We start from the raw sequence: 12,247 nt of genomic DNA, 5'->3' as shown, positions 1-12,247 counted from the left end.
AGTAATGCTATATGTCGAGATCAGTATGGAAAGGGCCATTTGTTGATGGTTATTTATTAAAAAAAATAGAAAAAGTTATACTTTCTGGTAAAAGAGAGGTTATTAAGACGTGGTCTAGAAGATCAACTATATTACCTGATTTTGTGGGTTTTTCTTTTTCAGTATATAATGGTAAAAAATTTATTCCAGTTTTAGTAACTGAGGATATGGTAGGGCATAAATTTGGAGAATTTTCTCCTACTAGAACATATCATGGACATGGAGCAAATAAAAAAATTAAGCGTAAGTGATTTCCATTAAGGTGTGTTTTAGTAAAAGTTAATTAGGAATATTTTGTTGCTTGGGTTTACTCTAGTTTTTGTATTGGTTATTTAGTGAAATTAGAATGTGGGAGTGTTTTGATGTCTGAACAATTAGTTAGGTCTTCTATAAAATCTTTGCGTACGGCGCCGCAAAAATTAAATTTGTTAGCTTCTCTTATTAGAGGAATGAAAGTTTCAGATGCGTTAATACAACTGACTTTTTCAAAAAAGAGGGTTGCATCTGACGTTAAAAAGTGCTTATTATCAGCTGTAGCTAATGCTGATAACAATTATGGGTTAGATGTTGATAATTTATTTATTAAATCTGTTTTAGTATCTAAGTCTATTGTGATGAAAAGAGTCAGAGCTAGGGCTAAAGGGAGAAGAGTAAAGATCAATAAACCCTTTAGTAAATTGGGCATTATTTTGTATAAACAGTAACAGTAAATTGACATATGGGACAAAAAGTTAATCCAAATTGTTTTAGAACAGCTCCTACTTTATATCGTAACTGGAGTTCTATCTTATATGCAGATAAAGATTATTCCAAAAAATTATTTGAAGATCTCAAGATACGTGATGTTATTAAATCAAAATTTCGTACTGCTCAAATTAGCAATATTTGTATAAAACGTTCTAGTTCTAGTGTAGAAGTTAATATTCATGCTAAAAAACCTGGTATAATTATTGGTAAAAGTGGTAATGATATTGCAAAACTTAAAGAATTATTAAATAAAATAGTTGATAATGATATCATGATCAATATTTATGAAATAAAAAAACCTGCCTTGGATGCCAATATTGTTGCTCAGTCTATTGCTTCTCAGTTAGAAAATCGTGTATCTTTCCGTAAAGCTATGAAAACAGCAATGCAGAATTGCTTAAAACAAGGTGGGAAGGGAATTAGGGTAGAATGTTCTGGTCGGTTAGCAGGAGCAGAAATAGCTAGAACAGAATGGTATCGTGAAGGTAGTGTGCCACTACATACTTTGAGAGCAGATATAGATTATGCGAAAGCACAAGCTATGACTATGTATGGTGTAATAGGGGTGAAGCTTTGGATATATAGAGGAGAGTATGATTCTGACATAGGAACTCACCGTGAATAAAATGTTTAAAATAAAAAGTTAATTTATTTGTTGCATTTAGTTTTGTAACTTTATAACATGTAGCTATTATTTTTAAGTGTTTTATTTTAATATTTGTTGTTTTTAAAAGATATATTTTTATTTTCATGTTGTTACCTAAAAAACAAAAATTTAAAAAATACCAAAAAGGGCGTGTTTCTTCTAAAACTAAGTCTGGCGACGTTGTTGCATTTGGAGAATTTGGTTTAAAGTCTTTAGATCAATTAAGAATTGGTGCTAAACAAATAGAGGCTGCTAGAAAGGCAGCTGTAAGAAAAATGAAAAGACAAGGTAAATTTTGGATCAGAATATTTCCGGATGTGCCTGTCTCTAAAAAACCTAATGAAGTCCGTATGGGTAAAGGGAAGGGAAATATTGAGTATTATGCTGCGCGTATTTCTCCGGGTCGTGTGTTATTTGAGGTAGATGGTGTGAGTGAAGATGTAGCAGTACAAGCTTTGAAAGTAGCAGGAGCAAAATTATCTGTTAGAACAAAATTAGTTAAACGTTATTATGGCTAAAGACGCATTAAAATTAGATAAATCTAAATTTTCTACCAAAAGTTTGTCTAGTCAGAGTAATGATATATTGACTAATTATTTGATAGACTTTAAAAGAGGTTTGTTCAAATTGAGATTTAAGAAATCTTTTGGTGATTTATCTAATACTAGTGAGTTCAAAAAGATTAGAAAAAATATTGCAAGAATTAATACAGTTATAAATATGCGTAATGTAGGTTTGATAAAGAAATTAAATAGTGGTGTTAGTGATGCCTAAGAGAATTTTATCTGGTATAGTGAGATCTGCTAAGGCTGATAAGACTATTTCTGTATCTGTTAGTAGAAAATTCAAACATCCTCTTTATCAAAAGATTATGAAAAAAAACTCTAATTATTTAGTACATGATCCTGAGAATAAGCATGTAAAGGGGGACAAGATTGCTATCATCGAGTCCAGGCCTATTTCTAAACTTAAACACTGGGTTGTTTTAGAACAGTAAAAAAAGTGATTTTAATAAATAAGTAGAATTTTATTTTTCGATTTTAAATTGGTAGAGTGTTTTTATGATTCAGATGCAATCCGTACTAAAAGTAGCAGATAATTCTGGAGCCAAAAAAGTAATGTGTATTAAGGTTTTAGGAGGATCTGGGCATATGGTTTCTGATATATGTGATATCATTGTAGTAAGTGTTAAATCGGCTTTGCCTAATTCTAAAATAAAAAAAGGTTCTGTACATAAGGCTTTGGTTGTTAGAACTAAAACTGGTATTAGACGCAATGATGGTACAAAAATATCGTTTTCTGGAAACGCAGTGGTACTGTTAAGTAAGCAGCATGAACCTTTAGGGACTAGAATTTTTGGTCCTGTAGTTAAAGAACTTAGGCATCGTGGTTTTAGTAAAGTAATTTCTTTAGCTGAGGAAGTATTGTAAAATGGTTAAAATGAAATTTAGGAAAGGTGATAAAGTCAAGGTAATTGCTGGAAAAGATAGAGGAAAGATCGGAGCAATTTTACGATCTATCCCTAGTGAACTTAGGGTGGTTGTTTCTGGTGTGAATTTATGTAAAAGACACTTGAAACCTACTAAAGACAGAGAAGGGGGTATTATTACAAAAGAGTTGTCTATTGATATTTCAAATATCTCTCATATTGACCCTAAAAGCAATAAAGTTACTAAAATTGGTTATAAAATTTCTAAAGATGGTAAAAAACAAAGATTTGCCAAAATTTCTGGAGAAATAATTAAGGATATAGTGTAATTATGTTGATCAGATTTAAAAATTTATACCAACAGCAGTTGGTTCATTCATTAAAAAATGATTTGGGTTATACAAATCTTCATCAAGTCCCTAGGTTATTGAAAATAGTGATAAATATGGGTGTTGGAGAGGCAGTTTCAGATTCTAAGGCTGTTAATTCTGCAGCAAATGATTTGGCTTTAATCTCTGGGCAAAAGCCTTATATAACTTGTGCAAAAAAATCTATTGCAGGATTCAAAATTAGACAAGGGATGAAAATAGGTTGTAAAGTTACTTTAAGAAATGATAGAATGTTCGATTTTTTAGAGAGATTAGTTCTGATGGCGTTGCCTAGGATTAGGGATTTTAGAGGTTTCTCCATGAAATCTTTTGATGGTAATGGTAATATCAGTTTTGGTATTAAAGAACACATAGTTTTTCCTGAAATTAATTATGATAAGGTAGATAAAGTTAGAGGTATGGATATAAATATTGGAACTTCCGCTAATGACGATTTAGTAGCAAAAAAATTGTTATTATCTTTTAATTTGCCTTTCTATAATTAATTATATATGTTTGATATTTTGGGATGTTATAAACAATGGTTGTTTGTTCTCTTGAATAGGATTGTATTAGTATTTATTTTGTAATATAAATAGTTTATTTGAATATTGTATGTCTAAGATTGCTTTAATAAATAGAAATATAAAAAGACAAAAGATGTGTGATGCTTTTTATAACAAGCGTAAAATACTCAAAGATATAATATCTTTAAAGTCAGGAGATTTGAATGAACGCTTTTCTGCTGTAGTTAAGTTATCAAAATTGCCTAGAAATTCCTCTAAAGTTAGGATTCGTAATAGGTGTAATATCACTGGTAGGCCTAGGGGTTGTTATAGAAAATTTGCATTATCTCGTAATCTTGTGAGGGAGTATGCTGCTCAAGGTTTATTACCTGGTGTAATAAAATCTAGTTGGTAATAGTAATTTTAGTTATTTAAATATAATATTGGTTTTTTTCTATGTCTATGAGTGATACTACATCTGATATGTTAACGCGAGTGAGGAATGCTCAGTCAAGTAAGTTGATTAGTGTTTCTGTAATCACTTCTAAATTAAATGTCAGTATTTTATCAGTATTAGCTGAAGAAGGTTATATTATAGGATTTAATAGTAATCAATCTACTAACTTGACTGATGTTAAGTTAAAATATTCTAGATCTGGGCGAGCTGCAATCTTTGAAATACATAAAGTTTCTAAGCCTGGTAAAAGAGTGTATTCTGCTATCAGAAAATTGAAAAATTATTATAATAATATGGGAGTTTATATTCTTTCTACTTCTAAGGGTGTTATGTCTGATAAAAATGCTAGGTCATTAAATGTAGGAGGAGAAGTTGTTTGTAAAGTTTTTTAAAGAAGTTAGGTAGTAGGATGTCTAGAATAGCTAAAGTTCCTGTTATAGTTCCGGATTCTGTAACTGTTAATTTAGAACATGGTAATATCACTTGTATAGGCCCTGTAGGTAGAGTTACTAAGGCTTTTGGACGTGCTGTTGATATTTCTTATGTTAATAACTTAATAAAAATTGTAGCTGCGGATAATAGCAATTTTGCTAAAGCTATGAGCGGTACTGCTAGGAGCATAATTAATTCTATGGTGTTGGGCGTTAGCCAAGGATTCTCTACAGAACTTGAAATTAAGGGAGTAGGTTATAGAGCCATATTACAAGAAGGATATCTTAACTTATCGTTGGGTAAAAGTCACAGTACTAAAATTGTTATACCGGATTATTTAACAATATTAGTTCCTAAACCTAATATTGTTGTGGTAAAATCTGCTGATAAGGAAAAATTGGGGCAGTATGTAGCTCTTATAAAGTTTCAGAGACCTAGTGAACCCTATAAAGGCAAAGGAATATCGCGTAAAGGAGAGTACATCGAAAGAAAAGAAACTAGAAAAACTAAATAATTTACTAAATAATTTGTTGTTATGTTAAAAAGTAAAATAGGATTTAATAGAAGAAAATATAGGGTTAGAGATAAAATTAAATCTATTACTAAGAGGGATAGGTTATCTATTTTTAAATCTTCTAGGCATCTTTATGCTCAAGTTATAGATCAGGAAACTTCAAGGGTTATTTTATCTGTATCCACTAATAGTAAGGCTATTAGAAGTATGTACGAAAAGACAAATAAAAATTATTCAAATATTGACTGTGCCGTGAAGTTAGGTGAATTATTTATTAGTCAGGCTCAAACTCATAGTATAAAATCTGTTGTTTTTGATAAATCCGGTTATAGGTACCACGGAGTAATTAAAGCATTTGCAGATACAGTTAGAAAGGCATTAGCATTTTAATTAAAATCTATGTAATTTTATTTATATCACAATATATTAGAAAGATATGTCGGAAAATGAAAATAGTGATAACTTAGTTGAATATTTAGTTGATATTAATCGTGTAACTAAAGTGGTAAAAGGTGGAAGAAATTTTTCCTTCTCTTCTATAGTAGTGGTTGGTGACACTAAAGGTAAAGTGGGTTATGGTAATGGTAAAGCTAAAGAAATATCGCAAGCTCGTACTAAAGCTAGAAAAGAAGCAAAAAAAAATATCGTGAAAATTGCATTATACAATAATCGTACTATCCCACATGATGTGATAGGAAAATCAGGAGCTGCAAGTGTTTTGTTAAGGAGCGCAGTGCCAGGCACAGGTATAATCGCTGGAGGAGCTATGAGAGCGGTTTTTGCCTCTTTGGGTATAGAGGATATCGTAGCAAAATCTTTGGGGTCGTGTAATAAAAATACCATGATTTCTGCTACCTTTGATGCACTATCGAAGTTAAATTCTGCAAAAGCTGTTAAAATTCGTAAAGCAAATCAATTGCTGAGTTAATGGTTATTGTTTTGTTTTGATATTTATTTTAATATTAGATTAATTGTTAGTGGTGTCGATTTATGCGAATTAGAGATGTGCTACAAAATGTTGTAGTCAATAAAAATGTGAGAAAAAGGTTGGGTAGAGGAATAGGTAGTGGCTTAGGTAAAACTTGTGGAAGGGGTGCTAAAGGTCAGAAGTCACGTTCTGGTGTTAGTATTAAAACTGAGGGTGGTCAAACACCATTAATTAGAAGATTACCTAAGGTTGGTTTTTTTTCTCATTATAAGGCCATAAAAATTGTAACATTGGATACAATTAAGATGTTAATTGAGAAAAACAGATTGGATATTAAAAAGGAAATTAATGTCCAATCTTTGATTGATTGTAATCTGATCAAGCCTAGTAATAAGTCGCCTGTCAAGCTTCTTTTGGGTTTAAATAGTTTTGAATACAAAATTTCTGTATCTGTAGATTTTGTGTCTAAGGCAGCTAAAAAACTTATAGTAGATCTTGGTGGTGCTTGTGTGCTTCGTAATCAGGGGAAGCTTTAGTTAATATGGTTATATTAGACTAATAGTATTTATTTTTATATATGTATGTAACGTGGGTTAGGATTTTTGTAGGTTATGCAAAAGAATAATAAACATGATTTAATTAGCAGGATTCTCTTTACTTTATTTATACTATTGATATATAGAATAGGGGCTTTTGTGCCTGTACCGGGTTTGGATTCGAATGTATTATATCAAATTGCAGAACGGCATCAGCAGGGTATACTTGGGATGTTTAATATGTTGTCTGGTGGTTCTTTAGGTAGAATGTCTATATTTGCTTTAGCAATAATGCCGTATATTACTGCCTCTATAGTTGTACAATTATTAACAATTACGTATAAACCGTTATCAGATCTAAAAAAAGATGGAGAAGCTAGTAGAAAAAAGTTAAGCCAAATTTCAAGATATTTAACGGTAATATTTGCAGGATTTCAAGCATATGCCATCACTTTAGGTTTGGAATCTATGTCTGAGCCTTATGGTTCAGTTATAGTAATTGATATTAGTATGTTTAGGTTTTCTACTATTACTACTTTAATAGTAGGTACAGTGTTTTTGATGTGGTTGGGTGAACAGATATCTTCTAGAGGTATAGGTAATGGTACTTCATTAATTATATTCATAGGTATTATTTCAGGTTTACCTAGTGCTATGATTAATATTTTTGAATTATCAAGAAAGGGCATGATGGGTGGGTATGTCGTGGTTCTGATATTTCTAGGAGTGTTGTTAATGATAGCAATTATAGTGTTTTTTGAAAAAGCTCATAGAAAAGTTTTAGTTTTTTATCCCAAAAGACAAATGGGTAATAAATTATATGGTGGAGAATCTACTCATATGCCACTAAAATTGAATACGTCTGGGGTAATACCTCCTATTTTTGCTAGCTCTGTGTTGCTATTTCCTACTACCATTGCTAATTTCAGTGCTAATAAACCAGGCATCACATCTTTCATATCAAATTATCTAGGTCATGGTAAACCATTATTCATAATGCTATATATTATAATGATAGTCTTTTTTAGTTTTTTTTATACGCAAATTGTTTTCAATGCAGAGGATGTAGCGCAAAATTTAAAAAAGCAAGGTGCATATATACTTGGTATTAGGCCAGGTGCTAGTACTATGAATTATTTTAATCATTTATTAAAAAAATTAACTACAATTGGTTCTGTATATTTATCATTTATTTGTGTTGTACCTGAATTATTAATGAACAATTATTCAATTGCTTTTGCTCTTGGGGGGACCAGTTTTTTAATAGTAGTCAATGTTGTATTGGATAGTTTAACGCAGATTCAAACATATCTTTTCAGCTCTAAATATGAAAATCTGATTAAGAAAATGAAGTTAAAAAAATGATAACAAAAAAAATAGTAATTTTTATTGGTATGCCAGGCTCTGGCAAGAGTACTCAGGGGAGGCTTCTATCCAAAAAAATTAGTATACCACATCTTTCTGCAGGAAAGCTTTTAAAGAGTTTTTTAAGATCTATTGATAGTGATTCTTTACAATCACAAGAGTTAAATAGTAAGATTCTTAATGGCAATTTGATTCCTGATGATTTGATGAATAGGTTGATGATGGATCATTTTATTTCAGATAAATGTAATAATGGGTTCATATTAGATGGATACCCCAGAACAGTGATGCAAGCTGAATATTTCATAAATCAGAATGTTTTGGATACTGAGCCTATAGTAGTGGTTTTCGATATTTCTATTGAATTATTGAAGAAGAGAATTCTTGGGAGATATATTTGCAATTTATGCGGAGCATTATACAATAGTTATTTTTGTAATACAATTATTAATAATAAATGTGATTATTGTAATTCTAACGATTTTATATTGCGTAATGATGATAATGATTACTCTATTACCAATAGAGTAAATAGTTACAAGAATGATACTTCTTTTTTGTTAGATTATTGTCATAAATATTTGAAGTGTTTTAATGTTAATGCTAATCTTACACAAGAACAATTATCATTAGAGATAAATGGTATAATAGAAAGTGTTTGACATTGGTAGAATTTTTTGTATTATTTCCTTCATTAACTAGAGAAAAAAAATCAGGTATTTTGTGGCAAGAGTTGTAGGTGTAAATATTCCAGATAATAAGAGGGTTGTAATCAGTTTGACATACGTATATGGTATAGGTTTAACTGCTGCAAAAAATATTTGTAAACAGGTTAGAATTTCTGAAAATTCTAGAGTAAAAGATTTGAAAGATGATGAGCTAGTGGCTATTAGGTCAGTCATTGAGAAGTCTTTTGTGGTAGAAGGAGATCTTCGTAAGGAAGTACACTTAAATATAAAACAAAAAAAGGATATAAGATCTTACCAAGGTTTAGCTCATATTAGAGGTTTGCCAGTAAGGGGGCAAAATACGCATTCTAATGCGAGGACTAGAAAAGGAAAAACGCGTCAGGTCATAGCTTTAAAAAAATGATTATGTTGTATTAAATAGATGAATATATTAAAAAATAGGACTTTGTCAAAAAGAAAAAATATATCTTTGGGTGTAGTGCATATCAAAGCGACTTTTAACAATACTATAGTTGTCTTTTCTGATGTTAGGGGTAATGTGTTGACTATTGCTACTGCTGGTGCTCAGGGATTTAAAGGTGCAAAAAAGGCTACTCCTTATGCTGCACAGGTTACTGTAGAAAAAGCAGCCATAGGGGCTAAATCTTGCGGATTGAAAACAGTTACAATAAAAGTCAAAGGAGCAGGTTCTCAAAGAGAATCTGCTATGCGCGCTGTTTTTAATCAGGATTTTATTGTAACTTCAATAATAGATGTTTCTTCCGTGCCTCACAATGGAGTAAGGCCACCGAAAAGAAGAAGAGTATAGGTATATTATAATTTAAGTCGTTATGTTCCCAATTTGGTTATATCTTGTAGATGAATTAGGTCAAATAGTTTTATAAAGAATATTATGTTATCGATAAATAAAAATTGGCAGTCATTAATTAAACCCACCGTAGTGTATAATAGGGATTCGCTAAATCGTAATCTGGTACACTCTGTGATAGAACCTTTAGAGAGGGGTTTTGGTTTGACTTTTGGAAATGCTTTACGTAGAGTTTTGTTATCTTCTTTACAGGGTGCTGCTATAACAGCAATTAGGGTACCTGGAGTATTGCATGAGTTTTCCACTCTACCTGGTGTAAAGGAAGATATAGTAGATTTAATATTGAATTTAAAATCTGTAGTTGTTAAGATGCATACTTCCGAACCTCAAATTTTGAAATTAAAAGTTTCTGGACCAGGGGTGATTACTGCAGGAATGATTGAAGAAAACAGTAATGTAGTGATAGTATCCAAAGATGCTAAAATATGTCATTTGGCTGAAAATGCTTCCTTAGAAATGTATTTAACTTGTGAAGTTGGTAAAAATTATGTATTAGCTTCTTCAAGAGCAGAAGAAACTAATACAACATTAGATACTATATTAATAGATGCGTTGTTTAGTCCTGTAAGGCGTGTTACATACAAAGTTGAGAATACTAGAGTAAAGCAAATTACTGATTATGATAAACTCATTTTTACCGTTGAAACTAATGGTTCTATTGAACCTGAATCAGCTATTGGGTATGCTGCAAAAATATTGCAGGATCAGATGCAAGTCTTTATTAATTTTGATGAAGTAGAAGAGAAAATTTCAGTTGAAGAAAAGTCAGATATTAATCCATTATTATTAAAAAGACTAAGTGATGTAGAACTTTCTGTTAGATCACAGAATTGCTTACAGAATGATAATATTATTTATATTGGTGATTTGGTTACAAAAACTGAATCTGAAATGCTAAAAGCACAAAATTTTGGTAGAAAATCCTTAAACGAAATAAAAGAAGTATTATTAAAATATAACTTGACTTTGGGTATGCAACTTCCGGGATGGCCTCCTGAGAATCTCGAAGAGTTAGTAAAAAAATATGAAGATATTTTATAATTTATCATTAGAATATAGTATATGCGTCATAAATTGAAAAGTAAAAGTTTAAACAGAACTAGTAGCCATAGGGCTGCTATGCTTATGAATATGTCAGTATCTTTGATTATGCATGAACAAATTAGAACTACTTTGGCTAAGGCAAAGCTATTGAGACAATATGTAGAGAAATTGGTTACTAAGTCTAGAGTAAAAAATTTGAATATGATTAGATATATTTCTAAAAAAATTCACGATAAATATGCTGTATCTAAGCTATTCTCTGAGTTAGGTGTTCGTTATAAAAAGCGTAATGGAGGATATACAAGAATCATCAAAGATTCGCATCGTCATGGAGATATGTCTAAGATGGCTTATATTGAGTTCTTGGATAGAAATGTTGAAGCTAAAGGGTTAAGTCTATCTGATAGATCCCAAAGCTCTAGTACAACTTTAGAAAAATCTAAATTAAATAATAAGTAATTGAGTGTAGTACAGATGGGAGTTAATTCAAATATGTTATCTGCTTTACGCAAGAAACAGATTAGAAAAAGAAGAAGTAGTAAAGTATTGACATATATCAAGAAGTTTATTTCAGCTGTGAATAAACAAAATTTAGAAGAAGCATCTAAGTTGTTTGTTATAGCTCAGTCTAATATAATGAAAGCTGCAGCTAAAAATATATTTAAGCAGAACAACGCCGCTAGAAAGGTTAGTTCACTGTATAAGAAGTTACTCTCTATTAATAATGCGAGTAAATAGAATATTAATGTTGGCTCATTGTCTATTATTTATGTCTTAGTTTTTTATTGTTTTGATGAGCTGTGGTGGTAAGAAACATGTATGCTTTGTTATATTATTATGGTAGCGCTGATTTGGTTCTGTAACCGCGCTGTCTTTCTTCCTACAAATTGATTTCTTCAAGCTTTGTTTCTTTGTCATGATTTTGTGTAATATGATGAATTTTCAACTGAAATTTACTTAATATATCTTGACAGTGTTTTTTGAGAGCTGTAGCTTTTTCAAAATCTTCAATTGTTTTTAATAATGTAGTGTTACCAGATTCAAAATTTTTTACGATATTTTGTAGTGCTTCAAGCGCTTCTTCGAAGCTCATTTTTGATATTTTATTATTTTGTGTTTTCATTTTCTGTTACTTGACTATAAAGTGTAAGAACTAGTATTTGTATTACTATTAAAACTGCATTATAATACACTGCTGTATTTGATGCAAATTTAATTGCAGTATAAAATTTTGCTATTACCTTTTATTGGTTGTGGTATCTGTTTGTAGAATTAAAATAAATAAGATAGAAGAATCATCAATTATGATTAGTTCATTGATTTAATCTTTTACTGAAGGATTACTTTATTAGGTACTAGTGATGTAGGTACAAAATAGTTTTAGAATCGATAACTTAGTGATAATTTATAATAAAAAATTACGCTATTTGTATGGTTAGATCATTTAATAATTGTTGATAAATTATGTATACCTATCTCAGATATTGATGACTTGAATATATTTAGTTTATACGAAATAGATCAAGTTGTAATGTTCTTGTTATTTAGATAGTTCTGATTAATACAGGATTTGATTATAGTAATTTTTGCTATCAGATTAGTAGAAATCATTCAATCGAGAAATTTTCTGGGTTAGATGTTAGTTATATGAATAAAATAAATAAAAATAAAATAAATTG

Annotated in this window: 23 protein-coding genes; 22 read left to right on the top strand and 1 reads right to left on the bottom strand. The window is 30.5% G+C overall.

Going from position 1 to position 12,247, the window contains the following annotated elements:
* Positions 1–11: 11 nt before the first annotated feature.
* The 22 genes from rpsS (at position 12) to rpsT (ending at position 11,306) form a co-directional block, all read left to right on the top strand.
* A complete protein-coding gene (rpsS, locus tag IHI24_RS03230) occupies positions 12–290 on the top strand; it encodes a 30S ribosomal protein S19 (RefSeq protein ID WP_194966630.1) in 279 nt (92 codons plus the stop codon).
* Between the two features lie 111 nt (positions 291–401).
* Positions 402–743, top strand: a complete 342-nt coding sequence (gene rplV, locus IHI24_RS03225) for a 50S ribosomal protein L22 (RefSeq protein WP_194966786.1) — start codon at positions 402–404, stop codon at positions 741–743.
* Between the two features lie 14 nt (positions 744–757).
* On the top strand, positions 758–1,411 hold the full coding sequence (rpsC, locus tag IHI24_RS03220) for a 30S ribosomal protein S3 (RefSeq protein WP_194966629.1): 654 nt from the start codon (positions 758–760) through the stop codon (positions 1,409–1,411).
* A gap of 125 nt (positions 1,412–1,536) precedes the next feature.
* Entirely contained in the window at positions 1,537–1,950 is a 414-nt protein-coding gene (gene rplP / locus IHI24_RS03215; RefSeq protein ID WP_194966628.1) for a 50S ribosomal protein L16, read from the top strand.
* Entirely contained in the window at positions 1,943–2,206 is a 264-nt protein-coding gene (gene rpmC, locus IHI24_RS03210; protein ID WP_194966627.1) for a 50S ribosomal protein L29, read from the top strand. Before rplP ends, rpmC begins: the two co-directional genes overlap by 8 nt.
* Entirely contained in the window at positions 2,199–2,429 is a 231-nt protein-coding gene (rpsQ, locus tag IHI24_RS03205) for a 30S ribosomal protein S17 (RefSeq protein WP_194966626.1), read from the top strand. Before rpmC ends, rpsQ begins: the two co-directional genes overlap by 8 nt.
* A 64-nt stretch (positions 2,430–2,493) precedes the next feature.
* Entirely contained in the window at positions 2,494–2,862 is a 369-nt protein-coding gene (gene rplN / locus IHI24_RS03200) for a 50S ribosomal protein L14 (RefSeq protein ID WP_194966625.1), read from the top strand.
* Position 2,863: 1 nt separating this feature from the next.
* Positions 2,864–3,190, top strand: coding sequence for a 50S ribosomal protein L24 (gene rplX / locus IHI24_RS03195; protein WP_228777149.1), 327 nt, complete (start codon positions 2,864–2,866; stop codon positions 3,188–3,190).
* A 2-nt stretch (positions 3,191–3,192) separates the two neighbouring features.
* The gene (gene rplE / locus IHI24_RS03190; RefSeq protein ID WP_194966624.1) at positions 3,193–3,735 is read left to right on the top strand and encodes a 50S ribosomal protein L5; all 543 of its coding nucleotides are present in this window, start codon (positions 3,193–3,195) and stop codon (positions 3,733–3,735) included.
* 109 nt (positions 3,736–3,844) lie between these two features.
* Positions 3,845–4,150 (top strand): 30S ribosomal protein S14, encoded by a 306-nt coding sequence (rpsN, locus tag IHI24_RS03185; RefSeq protein ID WP_194966623.1) that lies wholly within the window; start codon positions 3,845–3,847, stop codon positions 4,148–4,150.
* Between the two features lie 41 nt (positions 4,151–4,191).
* Complete coding sequence (gene rpsH / locus IHI24_RS03180) at positions 4,192–4,584, top strand: 30S ribosomal protein S8 (protein WP_194966622.1); 393 nt, start codon at positions 4,192–4,194, stop codon at positions 4,582–4,584.
* A gap of 17 nt (positions 4,585–4,601) precedes the next feature.
* Complete coding sequence (rplF, locus tag IHI24_RS03175; protein WP_194966621.1) at positions 4,602–5,138, top strand: 50S ribosomal protein L6; 537 nt, start codon at positions 4,602–4,604, stop codon at positions 5,136–5,138.
* A 21-nt stretch (positions 5,139–5,159) separates the two neighbouring features.
* Entirely contained in the window at positions 5,160–5,528 is a 369-nt protein-coding gene (gene rplR / locus IHI24_RS03170) for a 50S ribosomal protein L18 (protein WP_194966620.1), read from the top strand.
* A 46-nt stretch (positions 5,529–5,574) separates the two neighbouring features.
* On the top strand, positions 5,575–6,066 hold the full coding sequence (gene rpsE, locus IHI24_RS03165) for a 30S ribosomal protein S5 (protein ID WP_194966619.1): 492 nt from the start codon (positions 5,575–5,577) through the stop codon (positions 6,064–6,066).
* A gap of 62 nt (positions 6,067–6,128) precedes the next feature.
* Positions 6,129–6,602, top strand: a complete 474-nt coding sequence (rplO, locus tag IHI24_RS03160; protein ID WP_194966618.1) for a 50S ribosomal protein L15 — start codon at positions 6,129–6,131, stop codon at positions 6,600–6,602.
* A gap of 75 nt (positions 6,603–6,677) precedes the next feature.
* A complete protein-coding gene (gene secY, locus IHI24_RS03155) occupies positions 6,678–7,967 on the top strand; it encodes a preprotein translocase subunit SecY (RefSeq protein WP_194966617.1) in 1,290 nt (429 codons plus the stop codon).
* Positions 7,964–8,629: an adenylate kinase family protein gene (locus IHI24_RS03150; protein ID WP_194966616.1), complete on the top strand. Its 666-nt coding sequence runs from the start codon at positions 7,964–7,966 to the stop codon at positions 8,627–8,629. Before secY ends, IHI24_RS03150 begins: the two co-directional genes overlap by 4 nt.
* Before the next feature lie 61 nt (positions 8,630–8,690).
* Positions 8,691–9,059: a 30S ribosomal protein S13 gene (rpsM, locus tag IHI24_RS03145; protein WP_194966615.1), complete on the top strand. Its 369-nt coding sequence runs from the start codon at positions 8,691–8,693 to the stop codon at positions 9,057–9,059.
* A gap of 18 nt (positions 9,060–9,077) precedes the next feature.
* Positions 9,078–9,464 carry a 30S ribosomal protein S11 gene (gene rpsK / locus IHI24_RS03140; protein ID WP_194966614.1) on the top strand — a complete coding sequence of 129 codons (387 nt, stop codon included), beginning with the start codon at positions 9,078–9,080 and terminating at the stop codon, positions 9,462–9,464.
* An 84-nt stretch (positions 9,465–9,548) separates the two neighbouring features.
* Complete coding sequence (locus tag IHI24_RS03135; RefSeq protein WP_194966613.1) at positions 9,549–10,565, top strand: DNA-directed RNA polymerase subunit alpha; 1,017 nt, start codon at positions 9,549–9,551, stop codon at positions 10,563–10,565.
* 21 nt (positions 10,566–10,586) lie between these two features.
* Positions 10,587–11,027, top strand: a complete 441-nt coding sequence (gene rplQ, locus IHI24_RS03130) for a 50S ribosomal protein L17 (RefSeq protein WP_194966612.1) — start codon at positions 10,587–10,589, stop codon at positions 11,025–11,027.
* A gap of 15 nt (positions 11,028–11,042) precedes the next feature.
* Positions 11,043–11,306: a 30S ribosomal protein S20 gene (gene rpsT, locus IHI24_RS03125; RefSeq protein ID WP_194966611.1), complete on the top strand. Its 264-nt coding sequence runs from the start codon at positions 11,043–11,045 to the stop codon at positions 11,304–11,306.
* Positions 11,307–11,448: 142 nt separating this feature from the next.
* Here the strand turns inward: rpsT and xseB are convergent, their stop codons facing one another.
* The gene (gene xseB / locus IHI24_RS03120) at positions 11,449–11,691 is read right to left on the bottom strand and encodes an exodeoxyribonuclease VII small subunit (RefSeq protein WP_194966610.1); all 243 of its coding nucleotides are present in this window, start codon (positions 11,689–11,691) and stop codon (positions 11,449–11,451) included.
* Positions 11,692–12,247: the final 556 nt, after the last annotated feature.

Origin of the sequence: Rickettsia endosymbiont of Cardiosporidium cionae (assembly GCF_015476335.1) — a bacterium.
Classification (GTDB): domain Bacteria; phylum Pseudomonadota; class Alphaproteobacteria; order Rickettsiales; family Rickettsiaceae; genus JADHZC01.
The sequence above is the reverse complement of the archived record's forward strand: the minus strand, read 5'-3'. Positions and strand labels throughout refer to the sequence as shown.